Genomic DNA, 25,026 nt, shown 5'->3' on the forward strand with positions numbered 1-25,026 from the left:
ATGATTAGTAAGGCACCCCTAGTCTTTGAGCCAAATCCGGCAACGACCGGAATTACCCGACAGATCTATTGACACAAAAATTTATCAATTTACGAGATCAAACGGCTCAAACATTTTTATCCAAGACTACTCAGCAGGCCATAAATTTTGGAAAGCAGATGGCATTGTGGATCAGTCATCACGCTTCAACTTAAGACCCATTAAAAAGCCTCGACAAGGTTATCTTGAAGACGCAAAAAATATCTATTCAGGAAATAATATGAAGCACTGGAACGAATTAGATGGAAGCATATTTCTTAGCAAAATCTTCAGCTATCCTGTCGAAATTGGAAAGATAGCGCTTTTTTCTTTTACGATAGAAAATGACCAACCTAGTATTTCCATGGATTTCGACATACCCGAATTCCCAGACAATTTACCTGAAAAATGGAAAAGCACAGCGTACAACATGTGCAGAACTGGTATCACTTGCAATGATATTAAAGACCTAAAAATCTTAAATCTCCCTGTACATGAGGTGTTCACGGTACAAATCAATAGAGAAAATGACTACTTCACATTCGAAGCCATCAGCGACGGCGCCTCCATCAAATTCAATACAAAATTCATTTCAATTACCGAACCCACTGTTTACATCAATGGACCGAACGACTACTACTTCAAATAATACAAAAACATGATTACGACTCGCAGAGACACATCCATGCGTGCCATACCAACAATCCACCTTGAAAAAGAAATACAGCTTTAATACATCCGCCCTCTTACATCGGCAAGGCACCAAGAACAAAAGACCATTATGTATTCAAGGATAAAAAATGAAAAACTGGAATGATCTTGATGGCTCTATCTTTTTCAACAAAGTATTCAGTCAGCCTACTGAAATCGGGAAAGCTTACATTCATTCACTGGGAATAGAAAATGACCAACCCTCTTTTGGAATAGGTTTTGACATACCAGATTTCCCTGATGTTCTGCCTGAAAAATGGAAGAACAAAGGATATAACACGTGCAGAATTGCACTGAGCTGTTCCGAAATTAGCAACTTAAAAATAGTAAATCTCCCGCGCAGGGAGATTTTCAGAATAAATATAAAGCGAGAAAATGGGTACTTCTTTCTCAGCGCAAATTCAAAAAACGCTTCTATGGAACTCAAAGCCAAGTGGCTTTCCATGAAGGGGCCGACAGTTTATATAAATAGCCCCGAACCAGGAGACCATAACTGGGCAGACAATACTCTATAAAAATCAAAAACGTGATTTACGCAACCGTTTCTATGAATGCTATAGCGAGTTCCTCACGAGCAAGTACGAGTTCACTCGCGAGAACAGTCAGAGAGTTGTTATCCAAGAGCACAGCGAGGACATAAATTTGGAGCGCCCGGAGGCATCGGAGATCAGGAAGCCCATTTTAATTTACGCCCAATTGGAAACACACGTCACGGGAAGCTAAAGGATGCAAAAGACCACTATAATTTTCGAGGTGAAAAATGAAATTTTGGAATAACTTCGACAGAAGCATTTTTTTCAATAAAGTTTTCTCCATGCCGATCCCAATTGGGGAGATAGTTTTATTTTCTATCGATATAGACAACCACAGGTCTCATATAACCCTGGCATTTGACATACCTGAGATCCCAGATAAACCACCCGAAAAGTGGACCTCAGAAGGGTTCAACACTTGCCGTATTGGCCTTAGCTGTGGTGAGCTAAGTGATGTAATTATAAAAAACATCCCCACTCTCAATAGTTTGCATATGACTGTACAAAAAAAAAGATGATTTTTTTCTCGTCAGAGCTGAGTCAGCAGACTCGTTGATCGAATTTAAAACCAAATATCCGTCCTTGTGCGGGCCCTCTGTCTACATTAACGATCCTGACTCAGCCTGCTGTTAAACAAGCGTTACAAAAGCGGGGCTATGAGCCCCATAGCCAGGCCCAATTCGCCACCCTGCTCACCTCAACCTAAACTCTGTCCAAGTCATTTCAACGGACAGAGGATTCACCACCATGGGCAAACGTCACCCCAATCTCCCCGCCTGGCAATGGCGTCAGTACCCACAAAACCATCAGCACCCGACCAACCTGGCGTTGCACCTGATTGCCGTGCCGCTGTTTATCGTCGGCTTCCTGCTGATCGTTTCGGGAATGTTCAGCCTGAGCCTGGCCAGCTTCGCCGTCGGCGTGGTTGGTATCGTGGCAGGCCTGGCGTTGCAGCGTCACGGCCATAGCCTGGAAGCCCAGGCCAGTGAGCCGTTCAGTGACCGTAAAGATGCGGTGCAACGCCTGGTGGTCGAGCAGTTCGTGACCTTCCCGCGCTTTGTGTTGAGCGGTGGCTGGTGGCGCGCCTGGCGCCAGCGTCACCGGCACTGAGGCTCAGGCGAACACCACCACGGTCTGGCGGCTGAGGGCAATCAACTCGCCGGTCGGGCTCCACAGCGCAGCAGCCGCATGGCCGTAGCCATCGCGGGCGTGCTCGATGTTGACGTGGTACTGGCACCAGTCGAGGGTGGTCAGGTCTTGCAGCGGCTGGATGAACTCGATAGTCCACGTCAACGTGCTGCCCGGTGCGGGCTTTTTCAGGTGTGGCAGCAAGGCCGGCGGCCAGGCGTCGACCAATGCGAGGATATGCGCCTCGGTGAGCGGCTCTTCTTTCACATCTCCGCGCAACCGCACCCAGCCACCCATGTCGCGGGATTTATTGCCGGTAAACGGCAGGCCGCCGACGCTCCAGCGCATCGCCAGATGGCGCATGAATTCGGGGGTGACGCCCTTGATATAGGGCAGTTCCTGGCACTCATCCCAATGTTTGAACAGCGGCGGCGGTTCGCTCGCCACGTCAATTTCTGATGATCGAGGCGCGCCGAAGCTGGCCTGGACCAGCGTCGCCACTTCGCCGTTCTGTACCACGCGACCGAGCAACTGGCTGACCGCCTTGCCTTCGCGCAACACTTCGACTTGATAACTGGCGGGCACATCCGGCGCTACCGGGCCGACAAAAGTGATGGCCAGGGAGCGCAGGGGGCGATCCGCCGACACTTGGGCGCGCAAGGCCTCGTATTGCAGGGCGGCGACCAGGCCACCAAAGGTGGCACGGCCCTGAGCCCATTCGGCGGGGATGGTGACATCCAGCGGGTTGCTACGGGCAGCGTCGAGCAAATCACTAAAGCGCATGGCGACCTCACATCAAGAAAATCGATGGGGGGATCTTAACCATCGAGCTAAGCAGGCACAGCGCCTATTCCGGCCAAAAGCCGGACCGGGTTAAAAACAATCGGCGCTGAGTTTGTCCAGCACACGGTCGGCCTGGCCTTGCGCCTTGAGCATGGTGCGATGCCATACCGCTACGCAAGGTTGCAGGTCCGGCTGGTGCCCGGCCTGGGCCAACCATTGCCAACAGTCATGCCAGTCACCCAGGGCACTCTGGGCTTTCTTCAATCGCGACATCGCGTTGGGGGGCAACTTGTCCAGCTCGGGGTAAGCCTCGGCGGCATAGCGCACCCGCTTGATCAGCAAGCGCAGTCGGTGGCGATCATGATCAGGATCCTTCAAAGCGTCGTCGAGTTTCTGCCATTGCTTGGCCAGGCGCTTCTCGATGCGCGGGCGCAGGCCCTTGAGCAACTTCTGGTGCTGGGCCGCGCGGATAAACCGTGGGAAGGCATCCAGGATCAGCAACAAGTGCGCCAGCTCCGGGCTTTGCGCCACTTGGCGGTAAGCCTCGGGCTGCAGGCGCAGGCGCCGACCAGCCGCGTCGTGATAACCGTGCTGATGCAAATACGCCGCCAGGACCTCTCGGTCACGCAGCGGCGTGGTCAGTTGGCCGACCGTGCTGGCAGCCAACTCAAGTTGCTCGACACCGGGCAGCCCGCGCAGAGGGCGCAACAGGCTGCGCAGGCGACGCACGGTGGTGCGCAAATCATGCAGCGCTTCATCGTCAGTGACGGCGGCGAGGCGAGCCTGGCAGCTCAGTAACCCTACTTCCAGGCCTATGACCTGAGCGACTAACTGATTGACCAACGCTGACATCCTGCCCCCACTCTCCGATGAATAATCCTACTCGCCGCTACAGGTCAACGCCCGGCGCGAGACTCACGAATATAGAACCGCGCCTTCTCGGCTTTGTTGGAGCAGCCTTCAAACGCTTCGAATTGCTGCTGGGTCTTGGCGCCGGTCAACAATGACAATGCCTTGGAGTAACTCACGGTACCAGCGAAGCCTTCAGCCTTGGCCAGATCGAGTTCTTTCCAGGCGGCATCCAGTTGCGAACCGCAGCTGTCGCGGTAGGCAGTTTTGCCGGCACAGCCGGCCAAGGCCAGCACGATCACAGGCACACACATCCAGGCTTTCATCGATGACACCTCAAAATAAGCAAAATCATTCGTAGCCTGTAGACGTTGCCTACAGGAAAAAGTGCCTTGTCCTTAGCCTGAAATCGGTAGTACCTATTGCCAGAGCATACCCGAGCGCAAACGTTATCCTCGAAAAATAACGCAGGCCCAGCCGAAGATTGAAGCTGGCCCCCTGATGGGTGCATTGTGGGCACCTGTTTTGCGAAGGATCTAGTCATGAAGAAACGTGTTGCCTTAGTGCTGGGCTCCGGGGGAGCCAGGGGCTATGCCCATATCGGGGTGATCGAAGAAATCGAACGACGCGGCTATGACATTGCTTGTATCGCCGGCTGTTCCATGGGCGCCGTGGTGGGTGGTATCTACGCCGCCGGCAAGCTTGACGAGTACCGCAACTGGATCGAAAGCCTGGACTACCTCGACGTGCTGCGCCTGGTGGATGTGAGTTTTCGCCTCGGGGCCATTCGCGGTGAAAAGGTCTTCGGGCAAATCCGCAAGATCGTCGGCGAAATCAATATCGAAGAACTGCGCATCCCCTACACCGCCGTCGCCACCGACCTCACCAACCAGCAGGAAATCTGGTTCCAGGAAGGCTGCCTGCACCAGGCCATGCGCGCTTCGGCGGCGATCCCCAGCCTGTTCACCCCGGTAATGCAAGGCAACCGCATGCTGGTGGACGGTGGCCTGCTCAACCCGTTGCCCATCGTGCCGGTGGTGTCGAGCCATTGCGACTTGATCATCGCGGTCAACCTCAATGCCACCAACCAGAAGCACTACCAGTTGCCGGTGATCCCACGCCCGCCGGCGTTCAAGAGCCGCTTCAACAGCCTGGCCAAGTCACTGGGCTCGCACTTGCCGTTTCGCCGCAAGCAGGCCGAGCAATTGATGAAGCTCGAGCAGGAAGCCTTGCAGGCCCAGGCGGCGGAGATCAACCCGTGGCTGGAATCGGCCGAACCCGAATCCCAGCAACCTGCCGCCGCGCCGGAGAAAGCCGGCGCACCAAAGTCGGCGACTGGCTCGTTCATCATTGATAACGTCGGGCCTGCGTCGCTGCTGGACCTGATCAACCAGAGTTTCGAGGTGATGCAGACGTCATTGGCGCAGTACAAGATCGCCGGGTACCCGCCCGATATCCTGATCAACGTGCCGAAGCGGGTGTGCCGGTTTTTCGAGTTTTACAAGGCGCCGGAGTTGATCGCGTTGGGGCGGGAGATTGCCAGGGATACGCTGGATCGGTATGAGAGTGAGCAGGCCTGAAATTCTGGGTGTTGTTGATGGCCTCATCGGGAGCAAGTCGAATCGTCGCACCGCCCCTCCCACATTTTGATCTGTGAATACATTCAAAGTGTGGGAGGGGGCTTGCTCCCGATGAGGCCAGTTCAGACAACTGTGAACTCAAGCATTCAGCAACCGATACCCTACCCCCGCCTCGGTCACGATAAACCGCGGCTGGGTCGGGTCATCCGCCAGCTTCTGGCGCAGATGGCCCACCACGATACGCAGGTAGTGACTGTCCTCGGTATGGGTAGGCCCCCAGATGTCCTTGAGCAACTGCTGTTGGGTAATCACCCGCCCGGGATGGCGTGCCAGTTGCGCCAGCACCGCGTACTCCTTGCGGGTCAGCGCCACTTCGGCACCGTCCAGCAGCACGCGGCGATAGGCCAGGTCCACCGTCAGCGGGCCGAAACTCAAAGCCGCTTCCTGGGCCTCTCCTGCCGGAGCCTGACGCAACAGCGCACGCACACGGGCGAGAAACTCCTGGATGCCGAAGGGCTTGGTCACATAGTCATTGGCGCCACCGTCGAGGGCCTCGACCTTCTGACCTTCGCTGGCTCGCACCGACAGCACCAGCACCGGCACCGTCGACCACTCGCGAAACTCGCGCAGCACTTGCTGGCCGTCCATGTCGGGCAAGCCCAGGTCGAGCACCAGCAAGTCCGGTTTGCTCAGGGCTGCCTGGGCCAGGCCTTCGTTGCCGGTGCCGGCCTCGATCACCTTATAGCCCTGGGAGGCCAGGCTGATCCGCAGGAATTTGCGGATCTGCGGTTCGTCATCAATGACTAGAATCGTCGCGGTCAGGCTCATGGTGTCCGTCAAAATCCATTAAAAAATCACCCCATTCAGGAGCCGTTCAAAGGTCAGTGTCTAAGCCAGGTTGAGATTGTAGCGGCAGAAACAACGTGATGCAGGTACCCCGCCCGTCAATGCCATCAGCCACGCTGATATGCCCGCCATGCGCGCCGACCATGCCCTGGCAGATCGCCAAGCCGAGGCCGGTGCCCTGCCCGCCCCGGTCTCCGCGGGCTGCGGTGTAGAACATGTCGAAGATCTTCGCACGTTCATCTTCGGGAATCCCCGGCCCCTCATCGGCCACGGCAAAAAACAGCTGGTTTTCCGCCACGCCCGCACTTAACTGCAAGCGGCCCTGGGGCGGTGAAAAGCGTGCGGCGTTTTCCAGCACATTGACCAATGCCTGTTCGATCAACGCTGCATGCACATACAACAATGGCAGTTCCGACGGCACCTCGGTACTCACCTGCAAGGGCGCCAGCACCGCGCGCAAACGCCCCAGGGCACTGCCGACGATATCGCCTGGCGACACCCAATCGCGCGCCAGTTTCAGCGCGCCGTGGCCCAGGCGCGTCATGTCCAGCAGATTCTGGATATAACGGTCCAGGCGCTCGGCTTCATCGCGGGTGCCTTCGAGCAATTCACGGCGATCCTCCAGGGGGATGGCTTCACCGAGGGCCAGCAGGCTGTCGATGCTGCCGCGCATGGAGGTCAACGGCGTGCGCAGATCATGGGACACCGAAGCGAGCAAAGCGCTGCGCAGTTGTTCGGTTTCACCATGCAGGCGCGCCGACTCCAACTCCTGCCCCAGCTGTGCTCGCGCCAAGGCCTGGGCCAGCGGCTGGCTCAAGGCGATGAGCAAGCGTCGACGCTGCCCGCTCAACTCCAGGCCCGGTTTGGCGCTGACACCGAGCAAGCCCAACGGCCCCTCCTCACCCGACAGCGGCCACCACCACCAACGCCCAAACGGCAAGGTCCCGGTGCCCATGCCGGCGGGCTGATCATGCTGCCAGGCCCAATCGGCGGCAGCGCGCTCGGCTTCAGTGAGCGTCAACGGGCCACCGGTCTCGACCTTCCAGCCACCCTGGCCGTCGCGATTGACCAGGCACAGGTCGAGGTCGCTCCAGCCTTGCAGGTGATGAGCCGCAGCACTGATCACCGCTTGGCGATCGGTGGCGGCGGTGAGCTTGCGCGACAGGTCGAGCAGCTCGCTGGTTTCTTCCTGGGTATCGCGCAATGCCTGCAACTGGCGGCGCTGGCGTGCGGCGAGGTTGCCGGTCAACGCCGCCATCAGCAGAAAGAACAGCAGGGTCAGCACATCCTCTTCGCGCTGGATGGCGAAGGAAAAATTCGGCGGAATAAACAGAAAATCGTAGGTCATGAACGACAGCGCCGCGCACACCAGCGACGGCCCCAGGCTGCTGCGCACCGCCACCAGCAGCACGGCGGCGAGAAACACCAGCGAGATATTCGGCAGCGGCAAGACGCTGGACACGGCCCAGGCCACAGCCGCAGCGACCACGGTGGCGACCACGGCCAAGGCGTAATCGAACCACACCAAACCGCGCACATCCGGCAGGCGCGGCGGCGCGGGCATGTCATCGCTGTCGAGGACGTTGATTTCCAGGCCTCGGGCATTGCGCAACAGGCGTGCCGCCAAGCCGCCACCGAACAAGCGCCGCCGCCAGCGCATGCGTGACTGCCCCACCAGCAACAAGCTGGCGCGGCGTTCGGCGGCATGCTGGATCAGCGTCTTGGCCACTTCCCCCGCGCGCAGCAACACCACTTCACCGCCCAGCCGCTCTGCCAGTTGCTGGGCGTTTTGCAGACGCAGCCGCGATTGCTCATCCCGCACACCGCCGTTATCGACATGCACCAGGCTCCAGGGCAAATGCCGACGCTGGGCCACGCGGCTGGCATGGCGCACCAGGCGTTCGGCGTGTGCATCGCCATCCACGCCCACCAGCAAACGCCCGCGTACCGCTGGCGCGGCCTGGCCGAGTTGGCGGTAGCCCTGGGCCAGGTCGTCGTCGACGTGGGCCGCGGCGGTTTGCATGGCCAGCTCGCGCAGGGCCATGAGGTTGGTCTGGGTAAAAAATGCATCGATGGCCGCACGCGCCTGCTCCGGCACATACACCTTGCCGTCACGCAGGCGCTCCAGCAACTCGCGGGATGGCAGGTCGATCAGCAGCAGTTCGTCAGCCTCTTGCAGCACCCAGTCCGGCAGGGTTTCGCGCACTTGCACGCCAGTGATGCCGCGCACCTGGTCATTGAGGCTTTCCAGGTGCTGGACGTTGACCGTGGTGAACACGTTGATGCCGGCGGCGAGCAATTCCTGGATGTCTTGCCAGCGCTTTTCATGGCGGCTGCCGGGAGCATTGCTGTGGGCCAGTTCGTCCACCAGCACCAGCTTGGGCTTGGCGGCGAGCAGGCCGTCGAGGTCCATTTCTTCGAGCATTACGCCACGGTATTCGCTGCGCAACAGCGGTTGTTGCGGCAGGCCGCTGAGCAAGGCTTCGGTCTCGGCGCGGCCATGGGTTTCCACCACCCCGGCGATCAGGCGTACACCTTGGCGCAGTTGGGTGTGAGCCGCCTGGAGCATGGCGTAGGTCTTGCCCACGCCCGGCGCGGCGCCGAGGAAAACTTTGAGCCGGCCACGGCCATCCCGGGGCAGATCGGCTAACAGGGCATCGGCGCGGCCGGAGTCGCTCATGCTCGGGGGTTCCTTCAGGCAGGTATTTTCAGGTCAATGAAGATCAACTGTGGGAGGGAGCAAGCCCCCTCTCACTAGGGGTCAGAGTTTTTCCAGGGCCATGTTGAGGGCCAGGACGTTTACTACTGGCGGCCCCACCAACGGGCTTTCGATGTGCTCATCCAACAACCGCTGCAAGGTCGATACCGGCACATTCCGCGCCGCCGCTACCCGCGCCAGTTGATAGGCAATCGCCGATGGTGGCAAGTGTGGATCAAGACCGCTGCCAGAGGTAGTCAGCGAGGCCAGTGGCACCGGCCCCTGGCCAGACACCAGTTGCTTGCTGGCATCCTCGAATATGCGGGTCGCCAAGGCCGGATTGCTTGGGCCCAGGTTACTGGCACTGCTGGAAACCGTCGCAAACGCCCCGGCTGACGGGCGCGGGTGGAACCAGCTGTCGCCAGTAAAATCCTGGGCAATCAGGCTCGAGCCGCGCACCTTGCCGCTGGCGTCGTGCACCAGGCTGCCATTAGCCTGGTCGGGGAAGGCGACTTGCGCCACGCCGGTGACTACCAGTGGGTAGGCCACGCCGGTGATCAGGGTCATGAGGACCAGCAGGCTCAGGGCCGGGCGGATCATATTAGTCATCGTCAAATCCTCAATAAATCAGCAAACCAATGTCGCCCGTTCAAACCAGGTGCAGCGCCGTCAGCAGCATGTCGATGGCCTTGATGCCCACGAACGGCACCAAAAGCCCGCCCAGGCCGTAGATCAGCAGGTTGCGCCGCAACAACGCCGCCGCACTCGCCGCCTGTACACGTACACCGCGTAATGCCAGGGGAATCAGCACGACGATGATCAGGGCGTTGAACACGATAGCCGACAGGATTGCGCTCTGCGGGCTCTGCAAGTGCATGACGTTGAGCACGCCCAATTGTGGGTAGATCGAGGCAAACAGCGCCGGCAGGATCGCGAAGTACTTGGCCACATCGTTGGCGATGGAGAAAGTCGTCAGCGCACCACGGGTCACCAGCAACTCCTTGCCGATCTGCACCACGTCCAGCAGCTTGGTCGGGTCGCTGTCGAGGTCGACCATGTTGGCGGCTTCGCGAGCGGCCTGGGTACCGTCGTTCATCGCCATGCCGACGTCGGCCTGAGCCAGTGCCGGGGCGTCGTTGGCGCCGTCGCCGCACATGGCAACCAGGCGACCATCGTTCTGCTCATGGCGGATACGTGCGAGTTTCTTCTCCGGGGTGGCTTCGGCCAACACGTCGTCCACACCCGCTTCAGCGGCAATGGCGGCGGCGGTCAACGGGTTGTCGCCAGTGACCATCACAGTGCGGATCCCCAGCTTGCGCAGCTCGGCAAAACGCTCGCGGATGCCGGGTTTGACGACGTCCTTGAGATGGATCGCACCGAGCAGCTTGCCATCGGCACACACCAGCAAAGGCGTGCCGCCGCTTTGGGCGATCTTGTCGATTTCCCGCGACAGTGCAGGTAACAGGTCGCTGCGTTGTTGACCGATAAACGCCAACAGCGAATCCACGGCGCCTTTGCGGAACACGCGGCCCTGGTAGTCGACACCGGACAAGCGGGTTTCGGCGCTGAAGGGTACCGCGGTCAACTCGTCCAGGCTCGGCTCGGCCTGCGGATGCAGGGCGCGCAGGTATTCGACGATGGACTTGCCTTCCGCCGTGTCATCCGCCAGGGACGCCAGCAGCGCGCCTTCGGCCAATTCCCGGCCAGTGACGCCAGGCGCGGCGACCACGGCCGAGCAGCGACGGTTACCGAAGGTGATGGTGCCGGTCTTGTCCAGCAGCAACACATGCACGTCCCCCGCCGCTTCCACGGCGCGACCGGACTTGGCGATCACGTTGAGGCGTACGAGACGGTCCATGCCGGCAATACCGATGGCCGACAGCAAGCCGCCAATGGTGGTCGGAATCAGTGTCACCAGCAGTGCAACCAGGAACACCAGGGGCAAGCTGCCATTGGCGAAGTGGGCGAACGGCTGCAGGGTCACTACCACCAGCAGGAAGATCAGGGTGAGGCCGATCAGCAGGATATCCAGCGCGACTTCGTTGGGGGTTTTCTGGCGTTTGGCGCCTTCCACCAGGGCGATCATGCGGTCCAATGTGGACTCACCCGGGTTGGCGGTAATGCGGATCAGCAGCCAGTCCGATACCAGCCGCGTGTTGCCTGTGACGGCCGAGCGGTCACCGCCGGACTCGCGGATCACCGGGGCGGACTCGCCGGTAATCGCCGCTTCGTTGACCGCCGCGATACCTTCGACGACCTCACCGTCACCGGGGATCATTTCGCCGGCGGCGACACGCACCACATCGCCCTTGCGCAGGCTGGTGGCCGGCACCCTCTTGAAGCTGCCATCAGCTTCTTGGCGACGTGCGCTCAAGCCTTCGCTGCCAGCCTTGAGGCTGTCGGCGCGGGCCTTGCCACGGCCTTCGGCCAGGGCTTCGGCGAAGTTGGCGAACAGCACGGTGAACCACAGCCACACGGCGATTTGCACGGCGACAAAGGTCGGCACACTGGTGTCGGGTACAAAGCACAGCACGGTGGTGAGGATGGCGGTCAGTTCGACCACCAGCATCACGGGCGAGCGTTGCAGTTGGCGCGGATCCAGCTTGACGAAAGCCTGGACCAGCGCCGGGCGCCACAGAGCCGAGATAGCGGTTTTGGCAGGCTCCTGGGTTTTGACCGGGGCCGCGTTTTTTGCAGGCATATTCATTTTCATATCCCTTCAGCTCTTTATTTAGGAGCAGCCATACTCAGATGTTCAGCAATGGGCCCGAGTGCCAGCGTCGGCAGGAAGGTCAGGCCGCCCACCAGCAAAATGGTCACGGTCAACAGCGTTACGAACAACGCGCCATGGGTGGGGAAGCTGTTCTGGCCAATCGGTGCGGCCTTCTTCATCGCCAGGCTGCCGGCCAGGGCCAGTACCGGGAGGATGTAGCCAAAGCGGCCGATCAACATGCCCACGCCCAGCATCAGGTTGTGGAATGGGGTGTTGGCGCTGAAGCCACCGAACGCCGAACCGTTGTTGGCACTGGCAGAGGTGTAGGCGTAGAGCAACTGGCTGAACCCGTGAGGACCAGGGTTGCTGATGGCACCGGCTGGACCAGGCAGGCTCGCAGCGATGGCGCCCAGTACCAGCACGCCCACCGGCATCACCAGCAAGGTCACTACCAGCAATTGCACTTCCTTGGCCTGGAGTTTCTTGCCCAGGTATTCCGGGGTGCGGCCGATCATCAGCCCGGCGAGGAACACCGCGATCAGCACGTTGAGCAACATGCCGTACATGCCGGCACCCACACCGCCGAAGATCACTTCGCCGACCATCATGTTGACCAGTGCCACCATCCCACTCAGGGGGCTGAGGCTGTCCTGCATGCCGTTGACCGAACCGTTGGACGCCGCGGTGGTGGTCACCGACCACAGCACGGTGCCGGTGGTGCCGAAGCGCGCCTCCTTCCCTTCCAGCGGTGCGGTTTGCTCCACGGCCGGATTGTTCAGGGTTGGATTGGGTTGGTATTCAGACCACAGCGACGTCGCGCCACCGATCAGGAATAGGGCCAGCATGCAACCGAGGATCGCCCGGCTCTGACGCAGGTCCTTGACGTAATGACCGAAGGTAAACACCAGCGCCACCGGGATCAGGATGATCGAGGCCACTTCGAACAGGTTGGCCCAGGCCGTCGGGTCTTCGAACGGATGCGCCGAGTTCACACCGAAGAAGCCGCCGCCGTTGGTGCCCAGTTGCTTGATCGCAATCTGGCTGGCGGCCGGGCCCAGGGGAATCACTTGATCCACGCCCTGCATCGTGACGGCATCAACGTAATGGGCGAAGGTTTGCGGCACGCCCTGCCACACCAGGAACAGCGCCAGCACCAGGCACAACGGCAGCAGGCCGTAGAGGGTGGCGCGGGTCATGTCGACCCAGAAGTTACCCAGCGTCTGAGCGGATTTGCGACCGATCCCACGGCATAAGGCGACCAGGACTGCCAGGCCGGTGGCGGCGCTGACAAAGTTCTGCACGGTCAGGCCGACCATCTGGCTGAGGTAGCTCAGCGACGCTTCACCGCTGTAGTTCTGCCAGTTGGTGTTGGTCATGAAACTGACGGCGGTGTTGAACGCCAGGGTCCATTCCTGGCCCGGCAGTTTCTGCGGGTTCAGCGGGAGGGAGCCCTGGAATAACAGAATCGAGAACAACAGCAAGAAGCCCGCCAGGTTGAATGCGAGCAAGGCCAGCATGTATTTCTGCCAGCTCTGTTCCTGCTGCGCGTCCACGCCCGCCAGGCGATAGCAGGCGTTTTCCACCGGCCCCAGCACCGGCGTCAACCAAGTGCGCTGGCCTTCCATCACCTTGTAGTAGAACCGCCCCAGGAACGGTGCCGGCACCAGTACCACGGCAAAGAAGGCGATGATCAGCCAATAGTCATAACTGTGCATAGCCCTGCTCCTAGTTCCGATCCGCGCGTAACAGCGCAACCAGCAGATAAATGAACAGCGCCACGGCCAATAGCAGTGACACCCCGTCCAGAACGCTCATGGAAGTTTCTCCGTTTAACGGCGAGTGCCGCGTGTGGGGCAATTGTCCGCAGGAGTGGTGTAAAGGAACGAGAGCGAGGCGGTGGGTGGGGCGTAAAGATGGCGTAAAGAGTGGCTTTATGCGGGGCTTACAGTGGCTGGGAGGGCCTCTTCGCGAGCAAGCCCGCCCACATTCGACTGCGTTCTTTCAGTTAAAACTCGGTCAAATGTGGGAGCGGGCTTGCTCGCGAAAGCGCCGGCTCACTCACCACCGCACTTATGTGGTGCAACTCAAGCCACATTCAAACGCCAAACCGTTCCCCAGACGACACAGCTACGGCTTTACGACACAGTTCCACAGCCTGGCACAACCGCTGCAACACCCTGAATCATTCCAACCCCTTCAGGGAGCACCGCACAATGAACACACAACTCAAACCCACCCTGGGCACCCTGCATCTGTGGGGCATCGCCGTCGGGCTGGTGATTTCCGGCGAGTACTTCGGCTGGAGCTATGGCTGGGGCGTGGCTGGCACCTTGGGTTTCCTGGTGACCTCGTTGATGGTCGCCGCCATGTACACCTGCTTTATCTTCAGTTTCACCGAGCTGACCACCGCGATTCCCCATGCTGGCGGGCCGTTTGCCTACAGTCGTCGCGCCTTTGGCGAGAAAGGTGGCTTGATTGCCGGATTGGCGACCCTGATCGAATTCGTGTTCGCGCCGCCTGCAATAGCCCTAGCCATTGGCGCCTATCTGAATGTGCAGTTCCCGGCCCTGGACCCGAAACACGCGGCCGTTGGCGCCTATATCGTGTTCATGGGCCTGAATATCCTCGGTGTAAAACTTGCCGCTACCTTTGAACTGGTGGTGTGCGTACTCGCCGTCGCCGAACTGCTGGTGTTCATGGGCGTGGTCGCCCCGGCGTTCAGCTTCAGCAATTTTGCCCTCAATGGCTGGGCCGGTTCCGACACCTTTGGCGCCCCGGCGATTGCCGGGATGTTCGCGGCAATCCCTTTCGCCATTTGGTTCTTCCTCGCCATCGAAGGTGCGGCCATGGCCGCCGAAGAGGCCAAAGATCCCAAGCGTACTATTCCAAAAGCCTACATCAGCGGCATCCTGACCCTGGTGATCCTGGCCATGGGCGTAATGTTCTTCGCCGGCGGCGTGGGCGACTGGCGCACCTTGTCGAACATCAACGACCCACTGCCTCAAGCGATGAAAACCGTGGTAGGCGAAAGCTCCGGCTGGTTGCACATGCTGGTGTGGATCGGCCTGTTCGGCTTGGTGGCGAGCTTCCACGGGATCATCCTCGGTTACTCGCGCCAGTTCTTCGCCCTCGCCCGCGCCGGTTACCTGCCGCCCTTCCTAGCCAAACTGTCGCGTTTTCAGACACCCCACCGCGCCATCATCGCCGGCGGCGTCGTCGGCATCGCAGCCATCTACAGCGACGGCCTGATCAACCTGGGTGGCATGACCCTGACCGCCGCGATGATCACCATGGCGGTGTTCGGTGCCATCGTCATGTACATCATGAGCATGCTCAGCCTGTTCAAACTGCGTAAGGCCGAACCGCTGCTTGAACGCACGTTCCGCGCACCGGGCTACCCCATCGTGCCAGGGATTGCACTGGTACTGGCGGTGGTGTGCCTGGTGGCGATGGCCTGGTTCAACACCCTGATCGGGCTGATCTTCCTCGGCTTCATGGCAGTGGGTTTCATCTACTTCCAGATGACCGCGCAAGACCGCGCCGATGCCCCGGCAGATGCGATGTTGACGGGACTATAGGGCCAGCGAGGCAGAACGGGCCTACACTGAACTACTCAGAAAGCCCGTCACTCAAAGCAGTCATTACCGTGGGAAAAATCTCCCACGGATGTCTGCCTCAAGGAGAGCCTTATGCCGTGGTATGCGTGGTTGATTATGTTAGTAGCGATAGGGTCGATCGTCGGTGGGCTGATGATGCTGCGTGACAGCGCCAACAAGGTGGAACTCACCGACGAACAACGCAAACGCGTGGCCGAGCGTAATGCGCAGGCGGATGCCAAGGATGCGCAGGATCGCTGAACCCTGAGTTACTCCCAATCCGCCTTGGCAATATGCAACCCGTGCTGCCCCTTGTAGGCAGCACGTTCCGGTTGGCTCCAGCCGCTCAGCAACTCATCCTCCAGCCTGTAGATTTCCACCCCCAACGGACGACACACCGTCAGCGGATCCTGCGCGTCCGGCCCCCACATCGGCAGCGACAAATCCCCGCCTGGGCACGTCGACAGCGCACACAGCAGATCAATCTCGGCGAAGAACTCCAGGTAATCGCCCTTCTGCGCCGGACAGGCTTTCATAAAGTACATGTCATCGTGATTGAGGCCGGTGCACTGGAAAATATTCAGTACATCATGCACATCGAACTCAGTCAGGCCATGGGGCAATACCGCACGGGTCAGGTTCGAGTGGCAGTGGTGATGGAAGTCCTCACCGGTCAGCATACGGTTCACATAAGGGTCGCAACGCGTGCCAAGCAAATCGTGCAGGCGGCCGCCGTGCCCATCAATGCCGTAGCTGGCCAGGCTGTCATCGGTGATGGTCACCAGGGGCCGTAAGAATGGCAGATTCGACCACAGCCGGTCATGGGTACTGACATGCGCGCCCTGTAGCTGCCGGGTACGCGCAGCCCATAGACGCTCGCGAGGATCATTGGCGTTCCACACGTTGAAGTCGCCCACCTGTGGGCCCACCGGTGTGGTCACACGAAACACATGCCCGGCCGGAACCTTCCACGCCCTCCCCGTGCGAATCGGTACTTGGAACTGCTCGATCAACGTGCGCTGATCCTTGTGATCACGAATACGCTCATAGAACGCCGTATCCACCTGCAACGCTGAACCTTTACTGACCTGGTAAGCGGCCGGATAGTCTTTGTACATGGGGCAATCCTCCATCAAGAGTGATCAAACAAGGCAAGGGAAAGGCGTTCCGAATCATCCAGGTACAGGCTCATCGCCGCACTAGCGGCCATGGTGTGGTTATTGACCAGGAGCGTGTAAATCTCGTGGTCCCGCTCCAGCCAGGGTGACTGAAAACGCTGCTCATCAGGCGCAGCGCAGAACACCAGGCGCAACTGCGCAATCACCTGAGCGAAAAACTCATCGAACAACGGGCTGCCCATTAACCCGACAATCTGCTGGTGGAACACCAGGCTGTGGGTGGCCACCGCTCGCCAGTCCTCGCGCTCCCGGGCCAGAGTCGTGGCCTCAATGGCGCTTTGCATACGGTCTGATTGAGCGTCCGCCAGCGGGCCACTCTGGGCAATCGCCTGCAACTCCAGGGTACGACGCACTACGAACAGGTCACGCACTTCTTCTCGCTCCAAGCGCCGAACCATCACGCCCTTATTGCGCACATAGCGCGTGAGCCCCTCCTGGCCCAAGCGATGTAGCGCCTCACGAATCGTATTGCGCGATGCGTTGTACGCTTTGACGAGATCTACCTCGATCAACGGCATACCTGGCAATAACCGCCCACCGATAATGTCGGCACGTAGCTCCAGAGCGATCTGGTCGGCTAAAGACAAATTGAGCGTCATCACCACCTCAAGATTGTTGAACAATCACTGAGTTAGATGTAATCACGTTTCATGCCAATGGCACCTGAGGTTTAAAAGGCGCGAGCCCCGAATAACGGAAAGGCCGGTCGACGACCGGCCTTCTGGACCCTATTCACATCCTCAATTGATAACCAGCCTGTCGCGATTCTTCTCCAGCAACGCCTTGCCGATGCCTTTGACTTCCAACAACTCATCCACCGCCGTGAACGGGCCGTTGCTTTCGCGATAGGCGACGATCGCCTTTGCCTTGGAAGCGCCGATACCGAACAGATCGCGACGCAGGGTTTCGGCGTCGGCGGCGTTGAGGTTGACCTTGGTGGATTGTTCGGTCGTGGTCGTTTGAGTGGAGATCGGTGTCGGGGCTTCGGGTTTGATAGACGGCGCTGCGGTGGTGGCAACGGAGAGGCTGGTGAGGAAGGCAAAGATGAGGGATGAAATGTAGAGGTTTTGCATTGGTGACGCTCCATGACATCGGTAAGAGAAAAGCAGCTTTTCCGAAGCTGCTTTTCTACGTTAGGCGATGGTTGGAGGGTGTCAAAAATGGGTGAGTAACAGCGTGTGAACAGTGCCAAATTCACTGTTGTACACCTTGCACAGCGTGTGGATTCGCTAGGTTTTCATTACGCGCCATAGAATAGCTAAGTCAGCTTCCAGACCTTGGGAAGTTCCATCCTTATACCTGTACAGCCCGCTACTCAGGGATTTTGAGGCACGGATGCCCCCGAGCCTCAGTTGTTCCCTGATATCAGCTACGGACATAGAAGCGCTCATAGTCTAGAATCGCAGTCGGAGGACGCCATAGATCTGTGCTCAAAAGGCCCGAAATGAATGTGTGAACGTTTTTTTCAAACGGATGAAAACCACCGATCAAACCGTGCAGCGCCCAGTAAAGCCTTGGCGCCCCTGATGCGGTGTAGTTTTGTACATGCCAATGGAATTTCATGGCTAAAGAATTCACAACGTTGGACGCCGTTGCTCGCGTTAGACATACGAGTCACTCTAACTACCGAAAAGACATGTGCGTTCAACTGAGCAACTTTGCAACACCACCAAATCAAACCAAATGAGTTACCAAAATGGCTTTTATTTCAGAAGCAAAGTTAAAAGAAATGGGTTTTAAAAGCCTCGGAAAAAATGTAAAGATAAGCGACAAGGCTTCTATATATAACTGCGATAGAATTTCAATCGGTGACAACACTCGCATTGATGATTTTTGCGTTATTTCAGGGACTGTCACTTTAGGGCGAAATGTCCATATCGCCATTTTCAACAATGTGGCGGGTGGTGAGCTTGGCATCACCATGGAGGACTTCTCAGGCCTGGCATATGGTTGTCATGTTTTTGCTCAATCCGATGACTACAGCGGAAAAACCCTGACCAATCCAACTGTACCCAGCCAGTACAAGAACGAAGCAAAGTTACCGGTACATATCGGTCGTCACGTCATCATCGGAACCTCCTCCATTGTTTTGCCAGGTGTAACGCTGGCAGAAGGTTGTTCAGTAGGGGCAATGTCAATGGTTACGAAGTCTACAGACCCTTGGGGCATTTATTTTGGCGTACCCGCGAAGAGGCTTAAAAATCGAAGCCAAGAACTTCTGGAGCTCGAAAAACATTATTTAGATTCGGAAAAATAATGGTGCTCCAGTCTGATGCCAGAAATCTGGCATCAGATTTTCCGAAATAAAATACGCTCTCCAGTTATCCGCACTATCACGAATATAACCGCCGATGGGTAAGCGTCTGGGTTTGCCATGGCACCGGGGGGGGTTGATCAGGTTACCGTTGATGAGCATAAGCCCGAAGAAGGCGCCGATGGCCAGGTTCTCGTCCCCATGCTCATCAACGCCGGCCTCTAGGCGGCATTTGCGCCGCGCGCCATAAAGGTCACGTTCTTAAGGTTCAAGGCGACGCTGCTGGTAGATCCAGTCAACAATTTCGCCATCTGGCGCATAGCCGCTGACGGTATCGCGCAGCAATTGCCGAACTCGCGTGTAATCGTCCTGATCCACAGCAGAAAGCAACTCCGTCAATTTGACCTTGAGTACGTCCCAAGCAAGATTATCTTCATCAGCACTCATGATCATCGGGTGCCGGGTAGCCACCACGTTGTCACCGATCAGCAACTCTTCGTACAGTTTCTCGCCAGGACGCAAGCCGGAAAACTCGATGGCGATGTCGCCATGAGGATTCTTCTCAGAGCGCACACTCAGACCTGACAAGTGAATCATCTTCTCAGCCAGCTCGATGATTCTTACGGGCTCGCCCATATCCAGCACAAATACATCTCCCCCTTGGCCCATGGAGCCGGCTTGAATTACCAACTGGGCCGCTTCGGGGATTGTCATAAAATAACGGGTGATCTTCGGGTGAGTCACCGTCAACGGCCCACCCGACTTGATTTGCCTATGGAATAGCGGGATCACAGAGCCCGAAGAACCCAGTACGTTACCGAAACGCACCATGGTAAAGCGCGTTTTATTGACCCTGGGTACACAGGTGTTGTCGCCGAACAACACGGGAGCGACTTCACGGCTTAGTGCTTGCAAAACCAATTCAGCCAATCGTTTCGTGCTACCCATGATATTGGTCGGGCGTACGGCCTTGTCTGTGGAGATCAGTACAAAGTTGGCAACGCCAGTCTGTAAGGCAGCCTGTGCCGTATTGAGCGTACCTATTACATTATTGAGCACGCCCTCGGCTATATTATGTTCGACCATCGGAACATGCTTATAGGCAGCGGCGTGATACACAGTATCCACCCGCCAGGTGTTCATGACGTCGACAAGCTTGGACGGATTACGTATGGACCCCAGGATTGGCAACAGCTTAACCGGCAATGACTCACGGGTAATGCGCTGCTCAAGCTCGGAAAGAATGCTGTAAAGGTTGAACTCACTGTGTTCGAACAACAGCAGTGTCGTAGGGTGCAAGGAAAGTATTTGTCGACAAAGCTCAGAGCCGATTGAACCACCGGCGCCTGTCACTAAAACGCACTGCCCTTTGATGCAATGCTCCAACAGTTCGTCTTGAGCAGGCACGGCATCACGGCCCAGAAGGTCAGCGATATCAACTTCCTGGATATCGTCGACCTTCACCCTGCCGCTGGCCAAATCCATAAAGCCAGGGACACTGCGCACATGCAGGGGGAAGCCTTCAAGAAAACCGAGGATCTCCCGGCGGCGCCCTCGATTAGACGAGGGTATAGCCAAAAGAATTTCCTGAGCGCCTGTAGCGTCGATCATCCGCTGAATATGTTTGGGCTTGTAAACCTGAAGGCCGGAAATAACACGATCAGAGATACTGACGTCGTCGTCGATGAATGCTACCGGGCGCATCACTCTACCCATACGCAGGGCTGCGACCAACTGATTACCCGCTGCGCCTGCTCCGTAGATAGCGACACGGGGCAAGCCATCTTCCCGATTGGTGAACGGCACGTGTTGTGCGGCGGCGAACCAATCGCCGAGGAAATATTGACGCATCCCTAACCGCAGACCGCCCACCATGATGAGGCTTAGCCACCAATAGTTGAATATGATAGAACGCGGGACAACATTTTGGTGGTTGCTGTACCAATAGACAACAACACCCAGTATGAGCGACGAAAGGCTCACAGCCTTGATAATCGCAATCAGCGCATCATTACCGAAATAACGCATCACCGCACGATACATGCCAAAGCGGATAAACAAGGGAATGGCAACGACTGGGGCGCAGATAAACAACCATAAGTGCATCGCGACAGGATTGATCATCTCGTCTACGCCAAGACGTACTACAAAAGCCATCCATAACGCAAACCAGACCACTAACACGTCGGTTATCAGTTGCAGAACGCGTTTTTGTCGTCGGGGCAATCCCACCAAGTACGCACGTATCTTATCCATAACCCCTCTAAACACCCTTGCTAAAACTGAAACGGTTCATGTGCAGCAGTTGAACATTTGGATACGGCTGTGATTTTTCATCACATGCCGTACCTATGGACCCTTAATTACTTCCGGGCCTCCAGCGGCTATATTGTTGCTGCCTCGCGCATTACCTGCGTCAACGTCTCACAAGTCCACTCAATTTCCTTGCCCGTCAGCGTGGGATGAACCAGGAACATCAGGCTGGTCTCACCAAGCTCGACCGCATTAGGTAATCGAACGGTAGGGCGCCACCCGGTATTGTCGAAAGCTTTTTCCAAGTAAACCTCGGAGCATGAACCGGAGAACGCCGGAACACCTCGAGCGACCAGCGCTTCGATAATTCGGTCGCGGTTCCATCCATCCTTCAGAGACGATGGCTCCACAAAGACATAACATTTATATGCCGCATGAGTGATGTGCGATGGCACTTGGGGTACACGCAAGCCTACAAGCTGACTGGCTGTATCCCAGATACGCGCCGCATTAGCCTTACGGCTCGCTTCCCAGTCAACCATGCGCCGCAGTTGGATCCTGCCTATCACAGCCTGCACTTCCAGCATCCGCCAATTGGTGCCGAAGCTTTCGTGCAGCCAACGGAAGCCGGGGGCGTGCTGGCGTTCATAGACTGCCTCCCAACTCTTGCCGTGATCCTTGTATGACCACATTGACGACCATAAGTCGCGGTCATTGGTGGTAACCATGCCCCCCTCACCGCCGGTGGTCATGATCTTATCTTGGCAAAACGACCACGCACCGATGTGGCCAATAGAGCCGACGCGGCGCCCTTTGTAGAAAGCACCGTGCGCCTGCGCGCAATCCTCGATTACCTTGATGTCATTTTCTGCGGCAAGATCCATGATCGGATCCATATCACATGGCCAACCGGCCAAGTGAACACAAACGATAGCCCGAGTACGAGGCGTCAATACGGCACGAATGGTTTCGGCGGTAATGTTTTGCGAATCCAGGTCAACATCAGCGAATACAGGCACGGCCCCTGCATTGACGATACTCGAAACAGACGCAAGAAACGTACGGGATGTAACAACGACTTCATCACCGCTACCTATGCCAAGCGCCTTGAATGCCACATCCAGAGCTACAGTGCCGTTAGCCAGCGCAACCGCGTACTCCGTTTCCGACCACGCCGCGAACTCTTTCTCGAAGGTTCGGGCTTCCTGCCCAGTCCAATAGTTGACTTTATTGGAAAGAATCACATCGCGGACGGCATCGGCCTCTTCGTGACTGAACGATGGCCAAGGAGAAAAAGGTGTATTTAGCACTGTGAGTACCCGTCGAAATGACAATTAAGTAAAGAGTAAGAACTATCAAAGGCTTAGCAAGAACGACATTATCGTCCTGAGCAGCCATTTAGGACAGCGTGAGTGCTCATGTCTTGAGAAGAGCGCGGGCAGGCACTCCGACCACCGTCAAAGCGTCAGCGATATCAGTCACCACCGCTGCACCGGCACCAACTACCACCCCTGTGCCTATGCGTAGCGACTGTCGAACGCAGGACCCAATCCCAACCCAACTCAGCTTGCCAACCTCGACCCCGCCAGCAAGTCGTGCACCTGGGCAGATATGCACACCATCGTGCAGGACACAATCATGATCGACACTGCAGCCGGTATTGAGTATTACGCCACGACCGATCACGGTATCAACATTCACGACGACGCCTGCGAGAACCAGCGTACCGATACCAATGGAGGCATATTGACTGATGACAGCCTGGGGATGAATGAGCGAGACAATCTTTGCGCCGGCTGACTCCAATTCAGTCAACTTGCCATAGCGTATCCGATTATTTCCGATAGCGACGAACACTCCATCATAATCGTCCAGCCGAGGTAACAGCTGGGCTAAACCGCCGGTAATTTGCCAATGGCCATTCTGCTGGCGAGTGGGCCAGGCGTCATCAAAAAAATCTATTTGTTTCCAACCGCAAGCTTGGGCTGTGTCGGCCACCACCTTGCCATGGCCACTGGCACCGAGTACAGCCAATTTCATCGGGAGTCACCTCCTGTGAATTTGGACATGGTCGCCTCGCCTTCAGCACTGATACCGTCCTTAACAATCACCTTCTTTACAGTCAGGTAGATGATCTTGAGGTCGAGGAAAAAACTGGCGTTGTCCACGTACCACACGTCCAGCTTGAATTTTTCTTCCCAACTGATCGCATTGCGACCATTTACTTGCGCCCAGCCGCTAACGCCTGGGCGAACTTCATGACGTCGCAACTGCTCAGGCGAATAAAGGGGGAGATACTCCATCAACAATGGGCGCGGCCCGACGAGACTCATATCGCCCTTGAGCACATTCCACAACCCTGGCAATTCGTCCAGGCTAGAGGAGCGCAAAAACGAGCCGAAAGGCGTCATACGCTCCGCATCAGGCAACGTGTTGCCTTGGGCATCCGTCGCATCGCGCATGGTTCGAAACTTTATCATCTCGAAAGGGACGCCGTTGAGGCCGGGCCTTACCTGCCTGAACAGGACTGGCGAGCCGAGGTTTTTCTTGATTCTCCAGGCAACCAGTGCAAGCACAGGCCACAGAAAAAACAACGCGGCAAAAGAAGCGACAAAATCAAAACACCGTTTCATCCATCTACCCACATTAAATCATGCCATTGAATTACTAGAGCCTTGAAGCCCACGTTAACCTCAACAGAGGACGCGCCAAAGCGACTTAGCCGACCTTGTTCAATAAGGATGTTATATAGAGATGCATTTCTTGAACAATGAATGCTTGGGAAAAATCCTTATGAGCCCTGAGTTCCGCGGCCTTGGACATTTGATTTCGCATTGGCTCATCGGAATAGAGCTTCAAGATGGCAGCACTCAGTTCATCAACCGCGCCCGCCCGATGAAAGATCCCTGTCACGCCCTCTTTCACCGCATCAGTCAGGCCATAGATCCGGGATGCAATGGCTGGCAGGCCGACACCGGCAGCCTGTATCGTCGCCAGGCTGAAGCCTTCGCGATAACTGGGAATACAAAAAACGTCCGCAGCCGCCATGTAGCTTTCCGGCACCTGCGTGTAACCAATTCGGTGGTATCGGTTACCAAACGGCAGCATCAATTCCGCCAGACGGCCATCAAGGCCATCTTCATCGGGACCCACTACCAGTAGGTGCGCGTCAGGCAGATCAGCCGCTACAGCCCTGAAAGCCTTGCCCAGTTCCGGAACACCCTTCACATGTGTCAGGCGAGCCATGAACAGAAAAACCACATCCGACTCAGGAATACCAAGGGTTTCACGTATCTCCTGGCGCAATTGCGCGCTCGGCTTGAAGCGCGCAATGTCGACACCACTGATGGAACCTTGACCCAAAACACTGATCTTGCTCGGGCTGACTACTCGTTCCGAAACTAGAAATGCCCGCTGAGAAGGGCTGTCGGCTAATAAACTTGTAGCGCAGAAGGATAACAATCGATCTAGGTTTTTCAGGCCGATACGAGCAATTCCCTGCTTGGTAAACCACACTTGGCCCGTGAAAATATGCACACGCACCGGCGTACGCGCGAAGAATCCCGCCAACATGGAAAGCAGGCCCGACTTGGGCATGATCGACAAAACGCAGTCGAACTTCTCTTTAGAAAATATCTGGTACAGCTTGATCAATGACTTCACGTCGCTGAGCAAGGACACCTGGCGCTCTATCGGAAGCGGTAAGAATCGAACGTTTTCACCCAACATTCCGGCCACGTCAGCCTCTGTGCCATTTGCCATAAGCGTAACGCTGTGGGTTTCTGCCAGCTTATTCACATGCTCAAGCATGAACGCTCGGAGGGCGACAGGCACTGTTGCGACAATACAGATTTTTTTGATATGAGCCATACGCTACCACCGTAAA

General features: G+C 57.2%; 26 protein-coding genes. 9 read left to right on the plus strand and 17 right to left on the minus strand.

The window, feature by feature from the left end; genetic code table 11:
• Positions 1 to 25 precede the first annotated feature (25 nt).
• From JFT66_RS01175 to JFT66_RS01195, 5 genes are all read left to right on the plus strand, one after another.
• On the plus strand, positions 26 to 667 hold the full coding sequence (locus tag JFT66_RS01175; RefSeq protein ID WP_198858621.1) for an Imm50 family immunity protein: 642 nt from the start codon (positions 26 to 28) through the stop codon (positions 665 to 667).
• A gap of 151 nt (positions 668 to 818) precedes the next feature.
• A complete protein-coding gene (locus JFT66_RS01180) occupies positions 819 to 1,244 on the plus strand; it encodes an Imm50 family immunity protein (protein WP_153837791.1) in 426 nt (141 codons plus the stop codon).
• Positions 1,245 to 1,388: 144 nt separating this feature from the next.
• Positions 1,389 to 1,493 (plus strand): HNH/endonuclease VII fold putative polymorphic toxin, encoded by a 105-nt coding sequence (locus JFT66_RS30130; RefSeq protein ID WP_198858684.1) that lies wholly within the window; start codon positions 1,389 to 1,391, stop codon positions 1,491 to 1,493.
• A gap of 50 nt (positions 1,494 to 1,543) precedes the next feature.
• Positions 1,544 to 1,780, plus strand: coding sequence for an Imm50 family immunity protein (locus JFT66_RS29700; protein ID WP_233096992.1), 237 nt, complete (start codon positions 1,544 to 1,546; stop codon positions 1,778 to 1,780).
• A gap of 229 nt (positions 1,781 to 2,009) precedes the next feature.
• On the plus strand, positions 2,010 to 2,372 hold the full coding sequence (locus JFT66_RS01195) for an Mpo1-like protein (RefSeq protein WP_198858622.1): 363 nt from the start codon (positions 2,010 to 2,012) through the stop codon (positions 2,370 to 2,372).
• Positions 2,373 to 2,375: 3 nt separating this feature from the next.
• On the opposite strand, the gene JFT66_RS01200 is transcribed toward JFT66_RS01195, so the two are convergent.
• The 3 genes from JFT66_RS01200 to JFT66_RS01210 form a co-directional block, all read right to left on the minus strand.
• Positions 2,376 to 3,173, minus strand: a complete 798-nt coding sequence (locus JFT66_RS01200) for an acyl-CoA thioesterase (protein ID WP_034118774.1) — start codon at positions 3,171 to 3,173, stop codon at positions 2,376 to 2,378.
• Between the two features lie 90 nt (positions 3,174 to 3,263).
• Positions 3,264 to 4,025 carry a CHAD domain-containing protein gene (locus tag JFT66_RS01205; protein WP_034118773.1) on the minus strand — a complete coding sequence of 254 codons (762 nt, stop codon included), beginning with the start codon at positions 4,023 to 4,025 and terminating at the stop codon, positions 3,264 to 3,266.
• Positions 4,026 to 4,069: 44 nt separating this feature from the next.
• Positions 4,070 to 4,348: a hypothetical protein gene (locus JFT66_RS01210; RefSeq protein ID WP_012722962.1), complete on the minus strand. Its 279-nt coding sequence runs from the start codon at positions 4,346 to 4,348 to the stop codon at positions 4,070 to 4,072.
• A gap of 216 nt (positions 4,349 to 4,564) precedes the next feature.
• On the opposite strand from JFT66_RS01210, the gene JFT66_RS01215 reads away from it, so the two are divergent.
• A complete protein-coding gene (locus tag JFT66_RS01215) occupies positions 4,565 to 5,602 on the plus strand; it encodes a patatin-like phospholipase family protein (RefSeq protein ID WP_043047421.1) in 1,038 nt (345 codons plus the stop codon).
• A gap of 138 nt (positions 5,603 to 5,740) precedes the next feature.
• Here the strand turns inward: JFT66_RS01215 and JFT66_RS01220 are convergent, their stop codons facing one another.
• From JFT66_RS01220 to kdpF, 6 genes are all read right to left on the minus strand, one after another.
• Positions 5,741 to 6,430 carry a response regulator gene (locus tag JFT66_RS01220; RefSeq protein WP_034118771.1) on the minus strand — a complete coding sequence of 230 codons (690 nt, stop codon included), beginning with the start codon at positions 6,428 to 6,430 and terminating at the stop codon, positions 5,741 to 5,743.
• A gap of 46 nt (positions 6,431 to 6,476) precedes the next feature.
• Complete coding sequence (locus JFT66_RS01225; protein ID WP_034118770.1) at positions 6,477 to 9,128, minus strand: sensor histidine kinase; 2,652 nt, start codon at positions 9,126 to 9,128, stop codon at positions 6,477 to 6,479.
• An 81-nt stretch (positions 9,129 to 9,209) separates the two neighbouring features.
• Positions 9,210 to 9,755, minus strand: coding sequence for a potassium-transporting ATPase subunit KdpC (gene kdpC / locus JFT66_RS01230; protein ID WP_153837786.1), 546 nt, complete (start codon positions 9,753 to 9,755; stop codon positions 9,210 to 9,212).
• Between the two features lie 40 nt (positions 9,756 to 9,795).
• Positions 9,796 to 11,853: a potassium-transporting ATPase subunit KdpB gene (gene kdpB, locus JFT66_RS01235; RefSeq protein WP_198858623.1), complete on the minus strand. Its 2,058-nt coding sequence runs from the start codon at positions 11,851 to 11,853 to the stop codon at positions 9,796 to 9,798.
• Between the two features lie 20 nt (positions 11,854 to 11,873).
• The gene (gene kdpA, locus JFT66_RS01240; RefSeq protein WP_153837784.1) at positions 11,874 to 13,574 is read right to left on the minus strand and encodes a potassium-transporting ATPase subunit KdpA; all 1,701 of its coding nucleotides are present in this window, start codon (positions 13,572 to 13,574) and stop codon (positions 11,874 to 11,876) included.
• A 10-nt stretch (positions 13,575 to 13,584) separates the two neighbouring features.
• On the minus strand, positions 13,585 to 13,674 hold the full coding sequence (kdpF, locus tag JFT66_RS01245; RefSeq protein ID WP_003218754.1) for a K(+)-transporting ATPase subunit F: 90 nt from the start codon (positions 13,672 to 13,674) through the stop codon (positions 13,585 to 13,587).
• A gap of 398 nt (positions 13,675 to 14,072) precedes the next feature.
• Here kdpF and eat point away from each other — a divergent pair, with 398 nt between their 5' ends.
• Both eat and JFT66_RS01255 read left to right on the plus strand, forming a co-directional pair.
• Positions 14,073 to 15,437 carry an ethanolamine permease gene (gene eat / locus JFT66_RS01250; protein ID WP_198858624.1) on the plus strand — a complete coding sequence of 455 codons (1,365 nt, stop codon included), beginning with the start codon at positions 14,073 to 14,075 and terminating at the stop codon, positions 15,435 to 15,437.
• 111 nt (positions 15,438 to 15,548) lie between these two features.
• Positions 15,549 to 15,716, plus strand: a complete 168-nt coding sequence (locus tag JFT66_RS01255; protein WP_153870561.1) for a DUF2897 family protein — start codon at positions 15,549 to 15,551, stop codon at positions 15,714 to 15,716.
• A gap of 8 nt (positions 15,717 to 15,724) precedes the next feature.
• Here the strand turns inward: JFT66_RS01255 and JFT66_RS01260 are convergent, their stop codons facing one another.
• The 3 genes from JFT66_RS01260 to JFT66_RS01270 form a co-directional block, all read right to left on the minus strand.
• Entirely contained in the window at positions 15,725 to 16,573 is an 849-nt protein-coding gene (locus tag JFT66_RS01260; protein ID WP_198858625.1) for an urea carboxylase-associated family protein, read from the minus strand.
• A 14-nt stretch (positions 16,574 to 16,587) separates the two neighbouring features.
• A complete protein-coding gene (locus JFT66_RS01265) occupies positions 16,588 to 17,232 on the minus strand; it encodes a GntR family transcriptional regulator (protein WP_153837782.1) in 645 nt (214 codons plus the stop codon).
• 141 nt (positions 17,233 to 17,373) lie between these two features.
• Positions 17,374 to 17,706 carry a ComEA family DNA-binding protein gene (locus tag JFT66_RS01270; RefSeq protein ID WP_034118763.1) on the minus strand — a complete coding sequence of 111 codons (333 nt, stop codon included), beginning with the start codon at positions 17,704 to 17,706 and terminating at the stop codon, positions 17,374 to 17,376.
• A gap of 623 nt (positions 17,707 to 18,329) precedes the next feature.
• Between JFT66_RS01270 and JFT66_RS01275 the strand changes: the two genes are divergently transcribed.
• Entirely contained in the window at positions 18,330 to 18,890 is a 561-nt protein-coding gene (locus tag JFT66_RS01275; protein ID WP_034118762.1) for an acyltransferase, read from the plus strand.
• Positions 18,891 to 19,148: 258 nt separating this feature from the next.
• On the opposite strand, the gene JFT66_RS01280 is transcribed toward JFT66_RS01275, so the two are convergent.
• The 5 genes from JFT66_RS01280 to JFT66_RS01300 form a co-directional block, all read right to left on the minus strand.
• Positions 19,149 to 21,143 carry a polysaccharide biosynthesis protein gene (locus JFT66_RS01280; protein ID WP_034118761.1) on the minus strand — a complete coding sequence of 665 codons (1,995 nt, stop codon included), beginning with the start codon at positions 21,141 to 21,143 and terminating at the stop codon, positions 19,149 to 19,151.
• A 128-nt stretch (positions 21,144 to 21,271) separates the two neighbouring features.
• On the minus strand, positions 21,272 to 22,450 hold the full coding sequence (locus JFT66_RS01285) for a DegT/DnrJ/EryC1/StrS family aminotransferase (protein WP_198858626.1): 1,179 nt from the start codon (positions 22,448 to 22,450) through the stop codon (positions 21,272 to 21,274).
• A gap of 106 nt (positions 22,451 to 22,556) precedes the next feature.
• Positions 22,557 to 23,180, minus strand: a complete 624-nt coding sequence (locus tag JFT66_RS01290; protein WP_153837779.1) for an acetyltransferase — start codon at positions 23,178 to 23,180, stop codon at positions 22,557 to 22,559.
• On the minus strand, positions 23,177 to 23,773 hold the full coding sequence (locus tag JFT66_RS01295; RefSeq protein ID WP_034118758.1) for a sugar transferase: 597 nt from the start codon (positions 23,771 to 23,773) through the stop codon (positions 23,177 to 23,179). Before JFT66_RS01295 ends, JFT66_RS01290 begins: the two co-directional genes overlap by 4 nt.
• Positions 23,774 to 23,858: 85 nt before the next feature.
• Positions 23,859 to 25,010 (minus strand): glycosyltransferase, encoded by a 1,152-nt coding sequence (locus JFT66_RS01300; RefSeq protein WP_153837778.1) that lies wholly within the window; start codon positions 25,008 to 25,010, stop codon positions 23,859 to 23,861.
• Positions 25,011 to 25,026: the final 16 nt, after the last annotated feature.

The sequence above is a fragment of the Pseudomonas sp. MF6755 genome (genome assembly GCF_016405635.1).
In the GTDB taxonomy this organism is placed as follows: Bacteria; Pseudomonadota; Gammaproteobacteria; order Pseudomonadales; family Pseudomonadaceae; genus Aquipseudomonas; species Aquipseudomonas haemolytica.